At 41.6% G+C, this 21,118-nt stretch carries 18 protein-coding genes; 12 read left to right on the top strand and 6 right to left on the bottom strand.

Annotated features, from left to right (window positions below):
* The first annotated feature begins 8 nt into the window (after window positions 1-8).
* The 5 genes from CWC14_RS00155 (at window position 9) to CWC14_RS00135 (ending at window position 3,397) form a co-directional block, all read left to right on the top strand.
* Complete coding sequence (locus CWC14_RS00155; protein ID WP_076922209.1) at window positions 9-527, top strand: OmpH/Skp family outer membrane protein; 519 nt, start codon at window positions 9-11, stop codon at window positions 525-527.
* Window positions 528-534: 7 nt separating this feature from the next.
* Window positions 535-1,557 carry a UDP-3-O-(3-hydroxymyristoyl)glucosamine N-acyltransferase gene (gene lpxD / locus CWC14_RS00150; RefSeq protein WP_076922210.1) on the top strand — a complete coding sequence of 341 codons (1,023 nt, stop codon included), beginning with the start codon at window positions 535-537 and terminating at the stop codon, window positions 1,555-1,557.
* Window positions 1,558-1,584: 27 nt separating this feature from the next.
* On the top strand, window positions 1,585-2,037 hold the full coding sequence (gene fabZ / locus CWC14_RS00145; RefSeq protein WP_138560623.1) for a 3-hydroxyacyl-ACP dehydratase FabZ: 453 nt from the start codon (window positions 1,585-1,587) through the stop codon (window positions 2,035-2,037).
* Window positions 2,038-2,039: 2 nt separating this feature from the next.
* Entirely contained in the window at window positions 2,040-2,810 is a 771-nt protein-coding gene (gene lpxA, locus CWC14_RS00140; RefSeq protein ID WP_138560621.1) for an acyl-ACP--UDP-N-acetylglucosamine O-acyltransferase, read from the top strand.
* A gap of 179 nt (window positions 2,811-2,989) precedes the next feature.
* Window positions 2,990-3,397 carry a septal ring lytic transglycosylase RlpA family protein gene (locus CWC14_RS00135; protein ID WP_138560619.1) on the top strand — a complete coding sequence of 136 codons (408 nt, stop codon included), beginning with the start codon at window positions 2,990-2,992 and terminating at the stop codon, window positions 3,395-3,397.
* On the opposite strand, the gene cydC is transcribed toward CWC14_RS00135, so the two are convergent.
* From cydC to CWC14_RS00110, 5 genes are read right to left on the bottom strand one after another with little or no spacing between them, the layout of a single operon-like run.
* Window positions 3,394-5,130 (bottom strand): thiol reductant ABC exporter subunit CydC, encoded by a 1,737-nt coding sequence (gene cydC / locus CWC14_RS00130; RefSeq protein WP_138560617.1) that lies wholly within the window; start codon window positions 5,128-5,130, stop codon window positions 3,394-3,396. The two genes, CWC14_RS00135 and cydC, sit on opposite strands and share 4 nt — an antisense overlap.
* Window positions 5,123-6,898: a thiol reductant ABC exporter subunit CydD gene (gene cydD / locus CWC14_RS00125; RefSeq protein ID WP_138560615.1), complete on the bottom strand. Its 1,776-nt coding sequence runs from the start codon at window positions 6,896-6,898 to the stop codon at window positions 5,123-5,125. The genes cydC and cydD overlap by 8 nt, the downstream gene beginning before the upstream one ends.
* Entirely contained in the window at window positions 6,888-7,052 is a 165-nt protein-coding gene (cydX, locus tag CWC14_RS00120; RefSeq protein ID WP_013465418.1) for a cytochrome bd-I oxidase subunit CydX, read from the bottom strand. Before cydX ends, cydD begins: the two co-directional genes overlap by 11 nt.
* A gap of 12 nt (window positions 7,053-7,064) precedes the next feature.
* The gene (gene cydB, locus CWC14_RS00115; RefSeq protein ID WP_138560613.1) at window positions 7,065-8,204 is read right to left on the bottom strand and encodes a cytochrome d ubiquinol oxidase subunit II; all 1,140 of its coding nucleotides are present in this window, start codon (window positions 8,202-8,204) and stop codon (window positions 7,065-7,067) included.
* Window positions 8,201-9,784, bottom strand: coding sequence for a cytochrome ubiquinol oxidase subunit I (locus CWC14_RS00110; protein ID WP_138560611.1), 1,584 nt, complete (start codon window positions 9,782-9,784; stop codon window positions 8,201-8,203). Before CWC14_RS00110 ends, cydB begins: the two co-directional genes overlap by 4 nt.
* Before the next feature lie 293 nt (window positions 9,785-10,077).
* Between CWC14_RS00110 and lpxB the strand changes: the two genes are divergently transcribed.
* The 6 genes from lpxB (at window position 10,078) to CWC14_RS00080 (ending at window position 18,052) form a co-directional block, all read left to right on the top strand.
* Window positions 10,078-11,235, top strand: coding sequence for a lipid-A-disaccharide synthase (gene lpxB, locus CWC14_RS00105; protein WP_138560609.1), 1,158 nt, complete (start codon window positions 10,078-10,080; stop codon window positions 11,233-11,235).
* Window positions 11,225-11,824 (top strand): ribonuclease HII, encoded by a 600-nt coding sequence (rnhB, locus tag CWC14_RS00100; protein ID WP_008110956.1) that lies wholly within the window; start codon window positions 11,225-11,227, stop codon window positions 11,822-11,824. The genes lpxB and rnhB overlap by 11 nt, the downstream gene beginning before the upstream one ends.
* 2 nt (window positions 11,825-11,826) lie before the next feature.
* Complete coding sequence (gene dnaE, locus CWC14_RS00095) at window positions 11,827-15,318, top strand: DNA polymerase III subunit alpha (protein WP_138560607.1); 3,492 nt, start codon at window positions 11,827-11,829, stop codon at window positions 15,316-15,318.
* 16 nt (window positions 15,319-15,334) lie between these two features.
* Window positions 15,335-16,291: an acetyl-CoA carboxylase carboxyl transferase subunit alpha gene (accA, locus tag CWC14_RS00090; RefSeq protein ID WP_008467493.1), complete on the top strand. Its 957-nt coding sequence runs from the start codon at window positions 15,335-15,337 to the stop codon at window positions 16,289-16,291.
* Window positions 16,292-16,403: 112 nt separating this feature from the next.
* A complete protein-coding gene (tilS, locus tag CWC14_RS00085) occupies window positions 16,404-17,714 on the top strand; it encodes a tRNA lysidine(34) synthetase TilS (protein WP_138560605.1) in 1,311 nt (436 codons plus the stop codon).
* A complete protein-coding gene (locus CWC14_RS00080; RefSeq protein ID WP_008467489.1) occupies window positions 17,711-18,052 on the top strand; it encodes a hypothetical protein in 342 nt (113 codons plus the stop codon). The genes tilS and CWC14_RS00080 overlap by 4 nt, the downstream gene beginning before the upstream one ends.
* Before the next feature lie 55 nt (window positions 18,053-18,107).
* Here CWC14_RS00080 and CWC14_RS00075 read toward each other — a convergent pair whose 3' ends face one another.
* Window positions 18,108-19,004: a GGDEF domain-containing protein gene (locus CWC14_RS00075; RefSeq protein ID WP_016899293.1), complete on the bottom strand. Its 897-nt coding sequence runs from the start codon at window positions 19,002-19,004 to the stop codon at window positions 18,108-18,110.
* Between the two features lie 127 nt (window positions 19,005-19,131).
* On the opposite strand from CWC14_RS00075, the gene CWC14_RS00070 reads away from it, so the two are divergent.
* Window positions 19,132-21,105 carry a monovalent cation:proton antiporter family protein gene (locus CWC14_RS00070; RefSeq protein ID WP_016899294.1) on the top strand — a complete coding sequence of 658 codons (1,974 nt, stop codon included), beginning with the start codon at window positions 19,132-19,134 and terminating at the stop codon, window positions 21,103-21,105.
* Window positions 21,106-21,118: the final 13 nt, after the last annotated feature.

The raw sequence follows: 21,118 nt of genomic DNA, 5'->3' as shown, positions 1-21,118 counted from the left end.
AGTTTTTTGTGAAAAAATTATTCAAATCAACAGCTGTTGCCGTTTTAGCTACACTTATGATGGGTACATCAGTTAATGCTTTTGCTCATAAAGTGGGTATTGTAGATATGCAAGAAATCTACAAGCAGCTTCCACAAATGGCTAAAATTGAACAGTCTTTACAAACTGAATTTGCTGAGCGTCGTCAAGAGCTTGAAAAGTTACAAGGCGATATTCGCTTTGAAGCTGAAAAGTTTAAGCGTGAAAGCACCACAATGAGTCAAGATCAAAAAGACGCATTACGTGATAAAATTCAAGGTATGCAAAAAAACCTTGCTGAAAAGGGTCGTCCGTTAGAGCAAGAAATTAAAGCACGTCAAAATCAAGAGTTGGCTAAAGTTCAGACTCTAATCATTGAAACTATCCAAGAGATTGCTAAAAAAGGCGACTTCGACGAAGTTAAAGTAAAAGACACAACTATTTACTTTAATCCTAAAGAAGTAACTGATCTTTCTGAAAAAGTTGTAGACGCTGTAAGTAAGAAATAATTAATCTATGCAAAATTATACGCTTTCGCAAATTGCGGAACTTCTAGGCGCTGAGCTTCAAGGTGATGGCGCTTTAGAAATAAAAAAAATAGCGACACTTGCAAATGCCCAGACTGGGCATATTGCATTTTTAGCGAACAAGAAATATCGCTCTCAGCTTGAAACAACACAAGCCAGTGCTGTGATACTGGGTCCTGAGGATACGCCTTATTTTTCAGGCAACAAAATCATCGTCGCCAATCCGTATGTGAATTACGCTAAACTCGCTCAGTTAATGGATACCACGCCACGTAGTGCCATTAGTGGTATACACCCAAGTGCGGTTATACATGCCAGTGCGCAAGTCAGTAAAAGCGCATCCATAGGCGCGAATGTTGTAATTGAAGCTGACGCTGTGATTGGCGATAACGTACAAATTGGTCCGAACAGTTTTATTGGTGAACGTGTTAAAATAGGCTCAGGCACCAAACTATGGTCAAGTGTGAGCGTTTATCATGATGTTGAGATTGGCGCAGACTGTTTATTTCAAGCGAATACTGTTATTGGCAGCGACGGTTTTGGTTATGCGAATGAACGTGGTCAGTGGCTTAAAATTCCACAACTAGGCTCAGTGATCATTGGCGATAAAGTCGAAATTGGTGCAAGCACCACCATAGATCGTGGTGCACTCGATGACACTATTATTCACAGTAACGTTATTATTGATAATCAGTGTCAAATAGCACACAACGTTGAAGTTCAGTCAGGCACTGCAATTGCCGGTTGTACTGTACTTGCAGGCAGTGTCAGCATAGGTAAAAATTGCCAGATTGGCGGCATGACCGCAATTAACGGTCACATGTCTGTATGTGATGGTGTTATAATTACTGGTATGAGTATGGTGACTAAATCAATCACCGAACCGGGTATTTACTCATCCGGTATGCCTCATACGACTAACAAAGAATGGCGAAAATCAATTGCTCATTTGCGTAACCTTTCAGACATGAAGTCACGTCTAAAAGCGCTTGAAGCATTGAATAAGTCATGAACGTTGAACACTAATAAGGATGCTATTTTGGCAAACGAATTAAATAGCCTTGATATTCAAGAAATTTTAAGTTTATTACCGCACCGTTACCCGATGCTTCTGATTGATCGCGTTATAAATTTCACCCCTGGTGAATCGTTACATGCAATTAAAAACGTATCGATTAATGAACCCATTTTCACCGGCCATTTCCCAAACCAGCCGATTTTTCCTGGTGTGCTAATATTAGAGTCAATGGCACAAGCAACGGGTCTATTAGGGTTTAAAACGGTTGAAAATCGTAATGAAAACGAACTTTACCTATTTGCAGCCGTAGACAATGCTCGTTTCAAGCAGCCGGTTGTGCCAGGTGATACCATGCATCTTCATGTTAAGTTTTTGAAAGAGCGTCGTAACATATGGAAATTTGCGGCTGAAGCTAAAGTTGACGGCAAAACAGTGTGTAGCGCCGAAATCATGTGTGCTAGAAGAGAGTTTTAATTGTGATCCATGCTACGGCAATAATCGAATCGGGTGCAAAACTTGGTAACAATGTGTCAGTTGGACCATACAGTTACATCGGTAATGATGTTGTTATTGGTGATGACTGTATTATTGAGTCTCACGTTGTTGTTAAAGGGCCTGCTACTATTGGCTCTGGTAACCATATTTTTCAGTTTGCTTCTGTGGGCGAAGCCTGCCAAGACAAAAAATATAACAACGAGCCAACCAGCTTAATTATTGGCGACAACAATGTTATTCGTGAATGTGCGACTATTCATCGCGGTACAATCCAAGATGAAGGTGTTACCAAAATAGGTAGCAATAACTTATTTATGGCTTACACTCACGTTGCACACGATGCGGTGATTGGCGATAACGTTATTTTTGCAAATAATGCCAGTGTAGCGGGTCACGTTCATGTTGGTGATTGGGTTATTTTAGCGGGTAACTCAGGTGTGCATCAATTTTGTAAAATTGGTGCTCATGCATTTGTTGGTATGTATTCTGGTGTAAATAAAGACGTACCTCCTTTTGTTACCACCATTGGGATGCCAGCAGGCCCTGCAGCAATCAATACCGAAGGTATGAAACGCCGTGGTTTTGAAAGTGATGAGATAATGGCAGTACGCCGCGCTTATAAAGCGTTTTATCGCAAGAGCCTAGGCGTTGATGAAGCGATAGAATCGCTTTCAGAAGACGCTGAAAAATACCCAGCTGTTCAACTGATGATTGATTTTGTTAAAAGCTCAGAGCGCGGTATCGTGCGTTAATAAAGAGCATTTTAATTTATAAAAAAAACCACCTTTGAGTAATCAAGGTGGTTTTTTATTAGCTGATATTTGATTAATAACTCAGCCATGAAGTGCATGTTGCTGTGTTTATTAAATTCAGTCTCTACTCAGGCTTACCTTATTACACTCCCTACACATTTTCCTATAAAGTATAAATAATGAAACGGATAAAGTTAGTATTTATTTCAGTATTATTAGTGATTTTGACCGCCTGTAGTACTGCGCCAAGTAATATAAATAATCAACAAAGTGATATGTCAGAGCGAGGTAAAGCATCATTTTATGCTGATAAATACCACGGCCGAACTACTGCCAGTGGCGAGCGATTTAGCCAACAAGCAGCAAGTGCTGCGCACCTAAGACTCCCATTTGGTACAAAAGTGAAAGTTACCAATATTGCTAATAATAAGTCTGTAGTGGTCAGAATTAATGACAGGGGGCCTTATATTCGGGGGCGAATTATTGATTTATCTAAGGCGATGTTTAAAAAAATAGCCGACCCTAAAGTCGGCGTTATTGATGTAACGGTCACCGTTATTGATAAAAGTAATACTGCTAAGGACTAAAAGCGGGTCGTTAACGCCACATAGTCAGGGTGTTCATTGAGCAATTGTTGATGTGAACCTTGAGCGATGATTTTCCCACTGTCTAACCAGATGACACTATCCATTTGCGATAACAACGCTGGATCGTGTGTGATTGTTAGTACACTGGCACACTCTTTTAGCTGTAAAATACTGTTCATAACGGCTTGTTTAGAAATATTATCGAGCCCTTCAGTGGGTTCATCGAGCACTACAATGGCGGGTTGTTGCAGCAGCGCTTGTGCTAAGGCAATGCGTCTTGACTGGCCTTGAGAGACACTGCGTCCCCCTGTGCCTAAACGAGTATTTAAGCCTTCTTTTAGCGTGCTAAACCAGTTACCCAGCTCGGCTTGTTTTAACGCCGCTGTCATTTGTTGCGGTGTTGCATCAGGTGCCGCATAGGCAAGATTATCGCTTAATGTACCATCAAAAATATGATGCTGCTGGGCTAAAATATTTAATGTTTTTGCACGGCTTTCATTATTTAAATTATGCAGGTTTATTGTTTCTTTTTCGTTTTGTAAGCTAATTGCACCTTGTTGCAGAGGCCATAAACCGCTTAGTAAATTCACTAAGGTTGTTTTACCACTGCCGCTTCTACCAACAATCGCCACTTTATGCTTTGCAGGTAGCTCAAAACTCACATTATTTAATGCCTGCTTTTGACCATAGTGGTAGCTAATTTTATCTAGCGAAAGTGTCCATTTTTTATTTTTTGAATCAATTACTTGTGACGGTACCTCGTTTTTCTTCAGTACTTTATCTTCAAGGGTAAATAGTCGCTTAGCTGCTTTTAATACATTAGGTAGTTCAATAAACGCGTTGGGTAGTAACAATACGCTTTCAAAACTGGCCAGTACAAACAAACTCAACATCGCCAATTCAACATTTACCATCTCGGCGCTAAACACCAGCGGCACAATAGTGACAATGCTGGCGAGCATAGCCAGTTGCACTATGAGTAAGCTCAAACCATCAGCATTGCCAAGAGCCTTATGACGAATAAATAATTGCTGATTATACTGCTTACTTAACTGATCACACTTAGTGAGTTGTTGGTTTCGAGCTTGGTAAATATTTAGTTCTCTAAGACCCGTTAAGGTATCAGATAGCTCAGCTCTTAATTGGGCGCTGAGTAATGTTTCTTGGTGGCTGTTTTTATCTAATTGTCTGCTCAATATAGCGGGTATAACCACCCCAATAACAACGATGCCCGTAAAGCAAATTAAGGCTACACTTGGGCTGTAAGCAGACATAAACAGCATAATAATAGGCACTGTTAGTAGAGCAACTAACATCGGCAGCAACACATTCAAATAAAATTTATCTAGTGTGTCTACATCATTTTGTAAGCGGTTAACTAAATCGGCACTGCGGCTCATAGCCAAATCAAGATTATTAAGTTTACTGAGTGTGGCGAACATATTTACTCGTATTTCACTTAACAATAAAAATGTGGCGTTGTGAGTAACTAAGCGTTCAGCGTAACGTGAAGCGGTGCGCACAATCGCCAAAAAACGAATGGTGCCAGCTGGGGTAAAGTAGTTCATATGGACGCCCGCAATTCCTGCGGCAGCCATAGAAGCTAAAAACCAGCCGGAAATAGCGAGTAAGCCTACATTAGCTAGCACCGTGAGTGACGCTAGAAACGTCCCTAAAAGCATCGCTTTATAATGAGGGCGGCACAATTTAAGTAAACGAATAAAGTTAGTCATTAGTCGCTCCATGTTGCGCTGTTTGCAGCAGCTTTGCAAATTCGCCAGCTTGCTGGCTGAGCGTTATAAAGTCGCCTTGCTGAGCGATGGCACCGTTTTCCATAACGATAAGTTGTTTGGCATTTCTTACTGTATTTAAGCGGTGCGCTATGGTGATCACTAAGTGTTCTTTTGCATACTCAGCAATAGCGTTTTGAATGAGCTGTTCAGTTTGACTGTCTAAATGAGCGGTTGGCTCATCAAGCATTAAAATAGGGGCGTTTTTTAAAAATGCACGGGCTAAAGCAATACGCTGCTTTTGTCCTCCAGAGAGCCCTTCGCCTTGTTCACCTATTAATGTGTTAAACCCATCAGGTAAGTCGTTAATAAATTCCAGCGCACCAGCTTGCTGCGCCGCCTGCTCAAGTGCTGCATTTGAAACGCCTAGGTTACCTAGCTTTATATTAGCGCCAATGGTGTCGTAAAATAAGGTTGGCTTTTGTGGGATCCAGGCAATGTTTTGTTGTAATTGGCTTATATCGGCTGTCGTCAATGGTTGTTGGTCAATGGATATGTGTTGTATTACTTCTGGGTGAAAACCAAGCATGCAATCAAGTAGGGTGCTCTTACCTGAGCCGCTAGCTCCCACAATGGCTACTAGTCCTGTGCTTGGCAGGGTTAAATTAATATTATTAATTCCCTCATTGCTATTAGGGTAACTAAAATTGAGATCATGGACGCTGATAGTGCTGTTACCCTCCATGTTTATATGAGCTGTGTGGTTATTATTTTTTGATGGCAGTGGTGCATTTAAAATGATTAGCATATCTGCAGCAGCACTAATTCCTTGTAAGCGCGCATGATAATGGCTGCCTAATTGGCGAAGCGGTAAGTAAAATTCAGGCGCTAGCAGCAATACTACAAAGCCGGTTGCAAAATCGAGCGTGCCAAAAAATAATCTAAAACCAATAATAACCGCTACCAGTGCCACACTAATTGTGGCTAAAAATTCCAGTGCAAAAGAAGATAAAAAAGCAATTTTTAACACGCTTAGCGTTGCATGCCTAAAATCATCTGAAATTTGGGCTATTTGCTTTAGCTCTTTGCGCGTAGCATTAAACAATTTTAGTTGGGTAAGCCCTTGTATGCGGTCAAAAAAGTAGTTGCCTAATACCGCCAGTTGTTGCCAGCGCTTTTGGTTAAGCGCTTCTGCCTTATGACCAACTAGAATCATAAAAAACGGAATAAGTGGTGCGGTTAATAAAAATATCAGTCCCGCTTTATAATCGGTCGGAAATATAACCACTAATATTGCCAGAGGAATAAGCGCACTATAGGCAACCCCTGGTAAGTACTTTGCATAGTAGTCATGCAGAGCTTCTACACCATTGTGCAGCGTGTTGAGTGTAGCGCCTTGGCCATGTTGCTCTATATAACTTGGCCCAAGTAGCGTGAGTTTATCGAGTAAAGTTTGGCGAATAGCCGATTTGATTTTAAGCGCTGCAAATGCGCTTAAGCGCTCACTTAACGCTAAAAAAATGGCGCGCAGTAAAATAATACCCGCTAAAGGCCATAAAAAGTGGGTTACTTGGGCTAAATTACGCCCTTCAAACATCACATCATGAATGGTTTGTGCAAGTAAATAAGCGCCTGCAATCATTAAAATCGCATTAACTGTACCTAGGGCAATGCTTAGCTTTAACCACATTGCTGCCGGCTTACTTTGCTGCTTTAAAAAAGCGCGCAGAGACTGTTGCTGCGCGCGATTAGGTCGGGGGTTAGTCGTCATTATGAGTTGTATTATGCTCGTTTAATAAATCATGGGTGGCTTGTTCATCATCAGCAATGCTGTTTTTATTTTGATGAAACTCATACCACATTACATTTATTACGCCTAAGGTACAGGCAAGTAATACACCTAAAATCCACGCGAAATACCACATAATTTAGTCTCCTTAATAGCTGCCGTGAGGGTTGTTTTCAATTTCATCAACCGTCACTCTGCGCCACATTTTTACATAACACCACGTGGTGTAGGCTAAAATGAGTGGCACAAATATAACCACAGCAATAAACATAACATTGAGTGTTCTGTGGCTTGATACCGCATCCCAAATGGTTAGGCTAATATCAGGGTTGTTGCTTGAGGGCATGATAAATGGGAATAACGAAACGCCCGCGGTCATTATCACTCCAATTAACATCACACTGGTTGCCAGTAAGCCTAAAGCGGGTTTATTTACTTTAGAAAACAGCAGTGCACACAGTGCCATTGCAAATGCCAAAATAGGGAAGGTCATTGTCCATGGACGTTCGCTGTAGTTATTCAGCCATGCGCCTTGGGCGGTTGTGACTACTTTTGACAGTGGATCTGCATGGCCTTGAGTATCACCCATAGAAACAATTTGATAGCCCGTTAGGTTGGCAATCCACACACCAGCCGCCGCAAATAACACTATAAAGGCAAGTAATGAGTAGCGACCATATTGTCCTGAGCGTTCAGCGACCTGATCTGCGGTGCGCAGTTGTAGCCACATTCCCGCGTGTGCAATTAACATGGTAATACTAACTAAGCCGGCAATAAGCGCAAATGGATTAAGCAAGGCGAAAAACGACCCTTGGTAACTGACTCTTAATAAATTATCGATATTAAACGGTACACCCAAAAACAAGTTACCAAACGCGACACCAAATACCAGCGCAGGTATGGCACTACCGGCAAACAAGCCCCAGTCCCAGTTATTACGCCAGCGTTTAGAGTCAACTTTAGAGCGATAATCAAAGCCAAGAGGCCTAAAAAATAATGCAAATAACACCAGCATCATGGCAAAGTAAAAACCAGAAAACGCTGCCGCATAAACCATAGGCCACGCTGCAAACAAGGCACCGCCTGCAGTAATAAACCATACTTGGTTACCATCCCAGTGGGCACCAATGGTATTAATAACGGTACGCCGTTCACTGTCTGTCTTGCCCACAAAGCGCAGTAACATAGCTACGCCCATGTCCATACCATCGGTAATGGCAAAACCAATTAACAGCACACCAATAATTAACCACCAGAGCATTTTTAATGTTTCATAATCAAAAATCATGATAGTTCTCCTTTAGCAGCTGTGCTGTGATCAGGTAATTCAAAATGGTACTTACCGGTATGAAGGGAGCTTGGGCCTTGCTTAATAAATTTAATCATTAACCATGCTTCAACAATCGCCAATCCAGTATAGAAAACAATAAAACCAGTTAAGCTAATTAAAATATCATTTACCGTCAGCGATGACGTTGCTAAAAAGGTCGGTAACACTTCAGAAATAGCCCATGGCTGGCGGCCATATTCAGCCACAATCCAACCAAATTCAATAGCAACCCAAGGCAGAGGAATGCTCAATACCGCCGCCCACAACAACCAACGTTTTTGTTCAATAATACGATGGGCGTTGTAATAAAAAGAGAGAATAAACACGCCAAGCATAATTACGCCACAGCCAACCATAATCCTAAATGACCAAAACATTGGGCCCACTTTAGGGAAGGAGTCTTTAACGGCTTGTTGTATTTGTGCCTCGCTGGCATCTACCACATTAGGAGTGTAACGTTTTAGTAATAAGCCATAGCCTAAATCATCTTTGACGCTATCAAACTTTTCGATATTTGCAGGGGTATCGTCACCTGCGCGAAGTTTTTCTAGGTATTCATAAGCAATCATGCCATTGCGAATACGCTTTTCGTGTTTTTTCTCAAGATCAGAAATACCAATCACTTGCTCATCAAGTGAGCGAGTTGCAATAATCCCTAATGCGTAGGGAATTTTTACTGCAGCATGAGTGACTTGCTCTTCTGAGTCAGGGAAACCTATTGCAGTAAAGGCAGCTGGAGCTTCTTCTGTATGCCATTCAGCTTCTATGGTCGCGAGTTTTACTTTTTGTACTTCACCGACTTCGTAGCCAGATTCATCACCGAGTAAAATAACACACAAAATAGAGGCTAAACCAAAGCCTGATGCCACCGAGAACGACCGTTTAGCAAATGCCAAATCACGTCCTTTTAATATGTACCAGCTACTAATCCCCAAAACAAACATAGATGCTGCAACATAACCTGCAGACACAGTATGAATAAACTTAACTTGCGCTACAGGGTTAAATACTAGCTCTGCAAAACTAGTCATTTCCATACGCATGGTTTGATAGTTAAACTCTGCCCCGACTGGGTTTTGCATCCACGCATTAGCAACTAAAATCCATAGCGCAGACATATTTGTACCCAGCGCCATTAAAAATGTTACCCCTAAATGCTGGCGTTTAGAAAGCCTGTCCCAACCTAAAAAGAACATCCCCACAAAGGTTGATTCTAAAAAGAAGGCCATTAAGCCTTCAATAGCTAGTGGTGCACCAAATACATCACCCACATAATGAGAGTAATACGACCAGTTAGTACCAAACTCAAATTCCATGGTGAGGCCGGTAGCCACACCAATAGCAAAGTTAATACCAAATAACTTGCCCCAAAACTTAGTCATATCACGATAAATCTCGCGACCGGTCATAACATAAACCGATTCCATAATAACTAAAATCCAGGTCATACCGATTGTTAACGGCACAAATAAAAAATGAAATAGAGCGGTGACAGCAAACTGTAATCGCGATAGATCCACAAAGGTTTCATCTATCATTTTTGGCTCCTTTGGTTGTGATGTAGTGACAGCACAAAGCAATTGTTAATGTTTTTAATAAACTTTCAGTAATTTCTGAAAGTTTGCATTATTATTGGCGTTTGTACAATTTTTGTCAACATGTATATTAGAAAACTTTAATATACTATGACATTACATCAGTCTATAAAATACGCAATCATCAATTAAGAGTAAGCTAGAAAAAAGTGGTGCGTTTTAAGCGTTTAACCTAGCCTTAAAACACGGTAAACTAATCGATATGAACGCCGGGTTTACTTGTGAAAAAATAGCAAATGAAAAAAGATAAAAAACAACTACGAATTGGTATTGTGGCAGGTGAACTGTCGGGCGATATTTTAGGTGAAGGGCTGATAAAAGCGCTTAAAATACACTTTCCAGATGCCACTTTTGAAGGTATTGCAGGCCCTAAAATGCAAGCTCAAGGCTGCAAAACGCTGTTTGATATGGATGAGTTGTCGGTTATGGGCTTGGTTGAAGTCCTAGGCCGTTTACCGCGTTTACTAAAAATCCGCAAACAGTTAGTACAGCACTTTATTGATAACCCTCCTGATGTTTTTATAGGCATTGATGCGCCGGATTTTAATTTACGTGTAGAAAAACCGTTAAAAGACGCAGGCATCAAAACCGTGCAATACGTAAGTCCTTCAGTGTGGGCATGGCGTGAAAAACGTATTCACACTATAAGTGCAGCAACTAACTTAGTATTGGCTTTATTGCCTTTTGAAAAAGAATTTTACGACAAACACCAAGTACCGTGTACTTTTGTAGGTCATACATTAGCTGACGACATTGCACTTGAGCACGACGATAGCCAAGCCCGCAGCCAACTAGGCTTAAGTGCTGATGACAAGGTGTTAGCGTTATTGCCCGGGAGCCGGGGCTCAGAAGTGGGCTTGTTAAGCGAAACTTACATAAAAACAGCGGCGCAGTTACAAGCGCAGAACCCTGCATTAAAAGTCGTGGTACCACTGGTGAACGCAAAGCGCAAAGCGCAGTTTATTGCTATTTTAAATGCCACAGCGCCCTCACTTAATGTTAACTTACTGGATGGGCAATCAAATTTAGCTATGCAAGCCGCCGATGCTATATTGCTTGCATCAGGTACAGCAACGCTTGAGGGCATGTTATATAAAAAGCCAATGGTGGTTGGTTATAAAATTAAACCCATGAGTTATTGGATTTTTAAAACCTTATTTACCTTTAATATTAAATATTTTTCGCTACCCAATTTATTGGCAGACGAAGAGTTAGTACCAGAGTTTTTACAAAGTGAGTGTAATGTGGCTAATTTAACCGCGGCGCTCACTCCTATGCTCAATAGCGATAATAAAGAATTAAAAGCACGCTTTTTAGCCATACATGAAAAAATTAGATTAGATGCAAGTAAACAAGCTGCAAATGCAGTGGCGGAGTTAATAGATGCAAATTGAACGACCCAATGTAACCTTAATAGCCGGTGTGGATGAAGTTGGTCGTGGACCGCTGGTGGGTGATGTGGTTACAGCCGCTGTTATTTTAAATCCCGCTAAACCGATTGCTGGCCTTGCCGACTCTAAAAAATTAACCGATAAAAAGCGCCAATTATTAGCCATCGAAATAAAAGAAAAAGCACTGTGTTACGCCATTGGTCGTTGTAGCCCAAGCGAAATAGATGAGCTAAATATATTACAAGCCACCATGCTTGCCATGAGCCGCGCGGTGGAAGCACTTAGCACAGTGCCTGAATTTGTGTTTGTAGATGGAAACCGCCTTCCTAAATTGGCTATGCCTGCTCAAGCAGTGGTGAAAGGCGATAGCTTAGTCGCTGAAATATCAGCCGCGTCTATTTTAGCAAAAGTGGCCCGTGATGATGAAATGATTGAACTTGATGCGCGCTATCCACAATATGGGTTTGCAGGGCATAAGGGGTATCCAACCAAAGCACACTTTGCAGCGCTTGAGCAATACGGCGCTATAGATGAGCATCGTAAGAGCTTTAAACCGGTGCAGCGTGTGCTTGCGCTTTCGGGTAAGGAGTAATTATGCCAGCTCCTGATTTTGTTCACTTACGAGTGCACTCAGACTTTTCGATGGTTGATGGTTTGGCAAAAACCAAACCAATTGTTGCTAAGGCACAAGAGCTTGAAATGCCAGCGCTGGCAATTACCGATCAAATGAACTTTTGTGGTTTAGTGCGTTTTTATGGCGCAGCGCATAATGCGGGTATTAAGCCGATTGTTGGTGCGGATTTTTGGGTACGTAGCCCAGAATTCCCCGACGAACCAAGCCGATTAACATTATTAGCCAAAGATAACATTGGCTATAAAAATATTACTTTATTGATTTCTAAAGCTTACCAACGTGGTCATGTGTTTCATCGCCCAGTGATTGACCGTGAATGGTTAGTTGATTTAAAAGAGGGGCTCATCATACTCTCGGGTGCAAAAGATGGCGATTTAGGAAAAGCATTAATAAAAGGCAACCCCGCTATTGTTGAGTCGGTGGTAAGCTTTTATAAACAGCACTTCAGCGATCATTATTATATTGAGCTTATTCGCACCAACCGTGCTCAAGAAGAAAATTATTTGCACATGGCAGTGGAGCTTGCAACCACAGAGCAACTGCCAGTAGTGGCTACCAATGAAGTGGTATTTTTAAAGCCAGAAAACTTTGAAGCCCATGAAATTCGGGTGGCTATTTTTGATGGTTATACCCTAGATGATAAACGCCGACCAAAGCGTTTTTCACAAGAGCAATACCTAAAAACGCCAGAACAAATGGCAGAGCTATTTAGTGATATTCCAGAGGCGTTACAAAATACCGTAGAAATCGCAAAGCGCTGTAATGTAACCGTTCAATTAGGTGAGTATTTCCTACCAGATTACCCTACAGGCTCATTAAAAATTGATGAGTTTTTGGTTAAAGTGTCACAAGACGGCCTTGAAGAACGACTGCAATTTTTATTTCCTGATGAACAAGAACGCCAAGAAAAACGCGGCGAATACGATGAGCGTTTAAAGATAGAGCTCGATGTAATTAACCAAATGGGATTTCCTGGTTACTTCTTGATCGTAATGGAATTTATTCAATGGAGTAAAGATAACAATATTCCTGTAGGTCCAGGGCGTGGTTCAGGTGCGGGCTCCTTAGTAGCTTATGCCCTTAAAATTACCGACCTTGATCCACTAGAGTTCGATTTACTCTTCGAGCGCTTCTTGAATCCAGAACGTGTTTCTATGCCCGACTTTGATGTCGATTTTTGTATGGATAGGCGTGATGAAGTAATTGATCACGTATCGGCCTTGTATGGCCGTGATGCGGTATCGCAAATTATTACTTTTGGTACTATGGCAGCAAAAGCGGTAATACGCGATGTAGGCCGTGTACTTGGTCATCCGTATGGGTTTGTCGATCGTATTTCTAAGCTTATTCCGGGCGACCCTGGGATGACACTGGCTAAAGCATTTGACGTAGAACCCCGTTTGCAAGAAGCCTACGACAGCGATGAAGAAGTTAAAGACTTAATCGACATGTGTCGTATTCTTGAGGGTTGTACCCGTAATGCCGGTAAACATGCCGGGGGGGTTGTAATATCGCCGACCACCATTACCGATTTTGCGGCGCTCTATTGCGATGACGAAGGTAAGTTTCCAGTTACCCAGTTTGATAAAAACGATGTAGAAACCGCCGGTTTGGTTAAGTTTGACTTTTTAGGCTTACGTACGCTGACCATCTTACAGTGGGCGCTGGATATGACCAATGAGCGCTTAAAGCGTGAAGGCAAACAGCCGGTCGATATCAACACCATTCCATTGGATGATAAAAAAAGTATTGAACTACTGCTGCGCGCTGAAACCACCGCGGTATTCCAGCTAGAATCACGCGGCATGAAAGACCTAGTTCGCCGATTAAAGCCCGATTGCTTTGAAGATATGATAGCCTTAGTGGCCTTGTTCCGCCCAGGTCCACTGCAATCAGGCATGGTAGATAACTTCATCGACCGAAAGCTCGGCAGAGAAGAAATCTCATATCCCGATGCGCAATACCAACACGAAAGTTTAAAGCCGATTCTTGAGCCGACATACGGCATTATTTTGTATCAAGAACAAGTTATGCAAATAGCGCAGGTACTGGCCGGTTATACACTGGGCGGCGCCGACATGTTACGTCGTGCTATGGGTAAGAAAAAGCCTGAAGAAATGGCAAAACAGCGCTCAACCTTTGAAGAAGGCGCACGTAACAACGGTATTGACGGCGAACTGGCAATTAAAATATTCGACTTGGTTGAAAAGTTTGCGGGTTACGGTTTTAACAAATCTCACTCAGCAGCTTATGCATTAGTATCGTATCAAACGCTGTGGATGAAAACGCATTATCCGGCCGAGTTTATGGCGGCGGTAATGTCGGCTGATATGGATAACACCGACAAAATAGTAACGCTGGTCGATGAATGTGAAAACATGAAACTCACTTTGTTACCGCCCGATGTAAACGCGGGTGAATACAAGTTTACTGTTAACCTTCAAGGTGAAATTGTCTATGGCATAGGGGCAATTAAAGGTGTGGGTGAAGCGCCGGTTGATGCCATATTAGAGGCGCGAGCAAAAGGCGGCCCATTTAAAGACCTATTTGATTTTTGTGCGCGTGTTGATTTAAAACGCTTAAATAAACGCGTTACCGAGAAATTAATTTATGCAGGCGCATTAGACCAACTAGGGCCTGAAAAAACTCAACCTGGGCGAGCAACACTATTAGCCAGCTTAAAAGATGCGATGCGCGCAGCCGATCAGCACAACAAAGCTGAATTATTAGGGCAAAGTGATTTATTTGGTTTACTTGCTACAGAGCCTGATGAAGTAGAGCAAGCGTTTATAAAAGCGACACCGCTTACGGATAATCAGTGGCTTGATGGCGAAAAAGACACCCTAGGCCTTTACTTAACCGGTCATCCTATAAACCAGTATCGACGAGAGCTTGGGCATTACACCAGTGGTCGACTCATCGACTTACAACCAACTAATCGTGATGTGCTCTCAACTGGAGCAGGTTTAGTGATTGCAGCGAGAACCTTAATTAATAAAAAAGGAAATCGTTGGGGGTTGATAACTTTAGATGACAAAAGCGCCCGAATTGATGTACGCTTGTTTCCAGAACAGTTTGAAATGTACCAAGATATGTTGCAAATCAACAATATTTTGGTGATATCCGGACAGGTCAGCTTTGATAACTTCTCTGGTGGTATTACAATGACCGCCAGAGAAATAAACACCATTGCTCAGGCGCGTGAAAAGCGTATAAAAGCGATTAAGATGACGCTGAATATGGTGCAGATCGAGGCTGGTTTCTTCGATAAATTACAAAAAGTACTCGAACCATACAAAATGGGAACGTGTCCGATCAAGGTATATTATCAACGCCCCGATGCGTTGGTGCAATTAACCCTAGGGATCGAATGGTGTGTTACGCCAAGTGACGACTTAATTCATAAGTTATCGCTGATGGCAGCGCAAAATGTAGAACTAGAATTTAACTAATTAGGTAGTTTAGAGCATGAGCCTCAATTATCTTGATTTTGAGCTTCCAATTGCAGAATTAGAAGCAAAAATTGAAGAATTACAAAATGTAAGCCGCGCTGGCGAATTAGACCTTGGATTAGAAGAGGAAGTCAGCAAACTTAAAGAAAAGAGCGCACAAATGAAGGAGAAAATTTTCTCTGAACTAGGCGCTTGGCAAGTATCACAGTTAGCACGTCATCCGTTGCGTCCTTATACTCGAGATTACATCGAGCGTATTTTTACGGAATTTGACGAATTTGCGGGTGATCGCACGTTTGCTAACGACCCTGCCATTTTAGGCGGCGTAGCCCGCTTAGATGGTGAGCCAGTAATGGTGATCGGTCAGCAAAAAGGCCGTGGTACTGCTGAAAAAATCAAACGTAATTTTGGCATGCCAAAACCTGAAGGTTACCGTAAAGCATTGCGCTTAATGGAAATGGCAGAGCGTTTTAAAATGCCAATCATGACCTTTATCGACACCCCAGGTGCATACCCTGGTGTTGGCGCTGAAGAGCGTGGTCAGTCTGAAGCAATTGCACGTAACCTAAAAGTAATGGCCGCACTTAAAGTACCAACAATTTGTACTGTTATTGGTGAAGGTGGTTCAGGTGGTGCATTAGCCATTGGTGTGGGCGACAGAGTAAACATGTTGCAATACAGCACTTACTCGGTTATTTCACCAGAGGGTTGTGCCTCTATTTTATGGAAAAGTGCTGACAAAGCACCATTGGCTGCAGAGGCAATGGGTGTAACAGCAGAGCGTGTTAAAGAGCTAGATTTAATTAATAATTTAGTTGAAGAGCCTCTAGGCGGCGCGCACCGTAATTATGATGCGATGGCACGTAACTTAAAAGTACGCCTTAAGCGCGATTTAGCAGACCTACAAGCGTTATCGCTTGAAGAGATGCTTGACCAACGTTACAAGCGTTTAATGTCGTTTGGTTATTGTTAAAAATAGCTAAATATAGAAAAAAGCCGCCTATGCGGCTTTTTTTGTTTTAAAATACCGTAACGTAGAGCCTTTATTGTTCGGGTTATTAGCAATTTACTCATTGGGTATATTAATGCACAAAACACCTATTTATCTGCAGGTAAAAAAAGCCCTTAATCACTACTTAGAAAATGGGCAATTCATATTTACAGTAGCCTTATCTGGTGGGGTAGATTCGGTCGTGCTATTGCATATTATGCATGGGTTAAAACAGCAGTGCCCGCAATTAGATTTAAGTGCAATTTATGTCAATCATGGCTTAAGTGATAACGCCCATCACTGGCAGCAATTTTGCCAAGCACGCTGTGAGCAGCTTTCAATTGATTTTAAGGCGGCAAACGTCATTATTGAACCGAAATCGCGCACCAGTATTGAAGCGCAGGCTCGCGAAGCGCGTTATCAAGCGCTTGATGAACACAGCCCAAGTGATAGTGTCATTTTGTTAGGCCAGCATTTAAATGACCAAGTAGAGACATTTCTACTTCGTTTAAAGCGCGGCTCAGGCTTAAAAGGGCTCGGCGCTATGCAGCAAACTCGCGTGCTTGAAAGTGGCCGTGAGTGCTATAGGCCATTACTTGCGGTAAAACGCAGCGACATAGAAGCGTTTGCTCAGCAATTTAATATTAGCCATATTACTGATGAGTCAAACTCCAATGAACGCTTTGATCGTAATTTTTTGCGTCAACAAATCGTGCCTAAGTTGGCTGAGCGTTTTACTAGGTTTGAGCAGTGTACAGCCCGTAGTATAGAATTATTACAACAGCAACAAGCACTGCTTGATGAATATACCCAGCAAGATCTCGCACAGTGTATTAACCAACATCAGGCGCTTAATATACAAAATATGGCTCATTACAGCGCTATTCGCATTGCGAATCTTCTGCGCGCATGGCTGGCTTTATTTACTCATACCATGCCTTCGCAAAAACAGTTAATGCAAATAATGAGTCAGGCTATTCATGCCAAAGCTGATGCGCAAATGGTTATTGAGCTAAGCGATGGACAAATACGCCGTCATCAAGGTTATCTGTATTTTGTGCAACCGACGCCTTTAGCCGTTAATATTGAACGCGTAACAAGTCGCGAACTAGTGCTGAATGACGGACAAATACTACAATGCCTGCAGGGAATGGGTATACGCGCCCCTAAACCTGATGAACAAGTCAGTGTTCGTTTTAACTGTAATAGTGCGCGTATTAAACCACTCAAAAAACCAGGCAGTAATACCCTTAAGCATTGGTTTAAAGATGCAAAAGTAGCGCCTTGGCTACGTGCTGATATTCCATTAATTTTTTACAATGATGAGCTAGTTCAAGTGGTTGGCTATTTTATTAGTGATAATCACAAAGATGATACTGGTTTTATTTGGGAGTATAAATCATGAGTCAACAACCTCATGTTGGGCTGTCGCTTATAAATAAGGCACCTACTGGCATATTAATTACGCTATTGATTGCGGTTTTAGCGAATGTATTTTTAACCCTTAATATAATTACATTAGGCTACGCTGTGTTGGGCGGTATGGTATGTGCCGCCATTTTACTTGCCTATTGGTTAGGTAAGGGGGGCGTATTTTTCATTTTAGGGGTGAGTATGCCCTTACTGTTAGTGCTTTTTACACCGCTTGCGACAATTGCCGCATTGCTTAATTTACTCAGTGGCTTCTTTTTTGGCTTTTGCGCCATGTTGCTCATTTATAAGCACGTGATATTAAAAAAGTAGCGTAAAAAAGCCCAGCGGGGGAGGCTAGGCTTTTTAAAAATAATGTTTTTATTACTTAATAGGCTTTTGCGCAGTTTCGCCCAGATGCTTTTGCTTTATATAAGCCTTTATCTGCGCGAGAAAATATCTCGTTCTGGCAATCGTCGCTATTAGTCAGCGTAAAACCAATACTGGCTGTGACGTTGTATTTAGACATAATCGGTGAGTTTCTGACTAAACGCATAATACGTTCAGCCACCACTTTATTGGTGGTAAAAGCCGGGTCTTCGATTAATATTGAAAACTCATCGCCACCAAAGCGAAATACCGAATCAGTCCCCCTAATACTACTAGATAAAACCGCAGCAAACTCGATTAAAACGTCATCGCCAATTTTATGACCATAGTTGTCATTTACTTGCTTAAAATTATCTAAATCAAGCAGCATTAAACTAAACGAATGACCGTTACGTCGATGATTTTCAAGCTTTTGTAGCAACATGTCATTAAATTGACTACGGTTGTTTAATCCGGTTAATGAATCTTTTGTGGCTAACCTTAATACACGGTTATACATAAGCGCATTACGCAATGGATAAATTAGTACACTATGAAAGTGTTGTAGCTTTTTCTCAATAGCCGCACTAAGCGGATACTTTGTATAATAAGTTAATGTGCCTAAGTACTCATTTTCAACTTTTAAATCAAACGAGTACGCTGGATTTTCAACATCACTATTGGGTGTTTTTACATCAATACTTGTTGCTTTAAAATGCACACCAGAAAAATTAAGCAGTTGTTTTGCAAAATTTGCAAACGTTCCTAAAATATCTTCTAAAACTAAGCTCGTTTGCAGTTTAGCTGCTAGCTCATGCAGTGCTGTCGGTGCATTGCTATTATATTGCTCTGCTGAGAACGGCAAAAATTCGCCGCGACCAGAGATACGTTGTGTCAAAATATGAACGTTTTCCACTATTTCTTCCCCCTATAGTATTACTTTTTATAACTAAGCAGGTTATATGCCATATTTACATTCTGGCTGAAACTTATACGGTTGCTATAGTTAAGTTACATTCCATTGATTGCTTATAAGGATTGCATTGCAAAATATTAATGCTCAGGTTTTTGGACTTTTAGTTGCTGCGGTTCTATTTGTATGGCTATTTAAGCGAATAGGGCTTCCCCCTGTATTAGCTTATTTAGCGGTAGGTATACTAGCTGGTGGCCATGGCGTTGGTTGGATGGCACAAAGCCATGAAATGGACTTTATTGCTGAGCTGGGTATTGTGTTTTTGTTATTTAGTTTAGGGCTGGAGTTTTCTGTATCGCGCTTAATGGCAATGCGAAATATCGTATTTGGCTTAGGCTCATTGCAAGTCATAGTCAGCAGTATCTTGCTTATTTTAATCCTTTATTTATTAAATTTTAGTTTATTAACTAGTTTTACCATCGGCATTATTATTATGCTCTCCTCTACGGCAGTGGTTGCTAAATTATTAAAAGAGAGTGGTGATTTAAATAAACGCCGAGGGCAATTGGCAATCGGTGTTTTACTATTTCAAGACATTGCGGTTGTGCCGTTACTCATTATTTTGCCTTTATTTGCCAGCAGTGATCCCAATAGTATTGGTTGGGCATTACTGTTTGCGCTGACTAAAGGCGCGTTTGTGTGTGTATTGCTATGGGCTATTGGCAAGTGGGTTTTGCCCAAGGTGTTTAAAGAAGTGGCACTAGCACGAAGCGATGAGCTGTTTGTATTAACCACGTTATTGGTGTCTTTGTTTGCAGGGTTACTCACATACTCTTTTGGTTTATCGATGGCATTAGGGGCTTTTTTAGCAGGCATGATGCTAGGGGAGAGCCACTATCGTCATCAATTAGAGGCCGATATTCGCCCGTTTCGCGATATTCTCATGGGGTTATTTTTTGTAACCGTGGGGATGCAGTTAGACATTGGTTTTGTTGTTGATCATGCGGGTATTATTATTGTTGCCTTGATGGGCATCTTAATCTTAAAAATTGCCGTAGTGATGTTATCTTCTTTATTTATGGGAGAGCTAAAACAAGATGCGTTAGCATGCGCTATAATGTTGTGGCAAATGGGTGAGTTTGGCTTTGTGTTAATTGCACTCGCTGCACAGCATAACTTGCTGAGCGTTGAGCAAGTATCATTTTTAATTGCCATGGGCGTAATTTCTATGGCGCTTACGCCCTATTTAATTGATAAAACCCCTTTTATTTTGAAACGACTAGGCATGTTAGAGCGCGCAAAGTTTGCCTTTGAAGACGAGCTTCAAAGTAGCACGCTTTATCATAACCATGTGGTGATATGCGGTTTTTCTCGAGTAGGACAAACTATTGCCCGCTTTTTATCCCCAGAGGCAATTGATTATGTGGCCATTGAAAGCGATCCCATACTAGTGCAAGAAGGAAAAGCGGCGGGCGAGCCTTTAATATTTGGTCATGTTGAGCAAAAAGATATTTTAAAGTGTGCGGGGGTAGAGCGAGCGCGACTAGTCATTATTACTTTTACCGAATTTCAACAAACTCAAATAGTCATTAATGCCATTAAACAGGTTGCACCTAAGGTTAAAATACTCATAAGAACCCGTGATGATAGTCAGTTAGAGCGCTTAAAAGCGCTAGGGGTTACTGAGGTTGTGCCTGAGGCGCTTGAAGCAAGCTTAATGTTGGTGTCGCATGTGTTGTCAATGTCTGGTGTGCCAATGAGCCGTATTATTCGCCGTGTTAGTAGTGAGCGACGAAACCGTTATAAATTATTGCACAGCTTTTTTGCCGGCGAAAATATTGACAGCGATACCAACTTGCCAGAGCGTTTAGAGTATTTACATGTAATAGCCTTACCAGATAAAGCATTTGCGGTTAATAAAGCAATTAGCGAACTCAATTTAGCAAAAAGAAAAGTGCTAATTAAGGCGCTTCGCCGCGAGGGCGAAGAAATAGACACACCACAAGAACACACAATATTGTATGCTAATGATATTCTAGTGCTGCAAGGTAAACCACGGCGTGTAGAACGTGTTGAGCATTATTTACTTGATGGTATAGAGTAGCCCATCAAGCAAA

It is taken from the genome of Pseudoalteromonas sp. S3260 (assembly GCF_005886925.1).
Taxonomy (GTDB): domain Bacteria; phylum Pseudomonadota; class Gammaproteobacteria; order Enterobacterales; family Alteromonadaceae; genus Pseudoalteromonas; species Pseudoalteromonas tetraodonis.
This window is presented reverse-complemented; position numbering and strand designations above follow the sequence as displayed.

Excerpts from the sequence above, each read along its gene's own strand:
- cydD (WP_138560615.1), bottom strand. The coding sequence starts at position 6,898 with ATGACGACTAACCCCCGACCTAATCGCGCGCAGCAACAGTCTCTGCGC.
- cydB (WP_138560613.1), bottom strand. The coding sequence starts at position 8,204 with ATGATTTTTGATTATGAAACATTAAAAATGCTCTGGTGGTTAATTATT.
- CWC14_RS00110 (WP_138560611.1), bottom strand. The coding sequence starts at position 9,784 with ATGATAGATGAAACCTTTGTGGATCTATCGCGATTACAGTTTGCTGTC.
- cydC (WP_138560617.1), bottom strand. The coding sequence starts at position 5,130 with ATGACTAACTTTATTCGTTTACTTAAATTGTGCCGCCCTCATTATAAA.
- lpxB (WP_138560609.1), top strand. The coding sequence starts at position 10,078 with ATGAAAAAAGATAAAAAACAACTACGAATTGGTATTGTGGCAGGTGAA.
- cydX (WP_013465418.1), bottom strand. The coding sequence starts at position 7,052 with ATGTGGTATTTCGCGTGGATTTTAGGTGTATTACTTGCCTGTACCTTA.
- lpxD (WP_076922210.1), top strand. The coding sequence starts at position 535 with ATGCAAAATTATACGCTTTCGCAAATTGCGGAACTTCTAGGCGCTGAG.
- CWC14_RS00080 (WP_008467489.1), top strand. The coding sequence starts at position 17,711 with ATGAGTCAACAACCTCATGTTGGGCTGTCGCTTATAAATAAGGCACCT.
- accA (WP_008467493.1), top strand. The coding sequence starts at position 15,335 with ATGAGCCTCAATTATCTTGATTTTGAGCTTCCAATTGCAGAATTAGAA.
- dnaE (WP_138560607.1), top strand. The coding sequence starts at position 11,827 with ATGCCAGCTCCTGATTTTGTTCACTTACGAGTGCACTCAGACTTTTCG.
- CWC14_RS00135 (WP_138560619.1), top strand. The coding sequence starts at position 2,990 with ATGAAACGGATAAAGTTAGTATTTATTTCAGTATTATTAGTGATTTTG.
- rnhB (WP_008110956.1), top strand. The coding sequence starts at position 11,225 with ATGCAAATTGAACGACCCAATGTAACCTTAATAGCCGGTGTGGATGAA.
- tilS (WP_138560605.1), top strand. The coding sequence starts at position 16,404 with ATGCACAAAACACCTATTTATCTGCAGGTAAAAAAAGCCCTTAATCAC.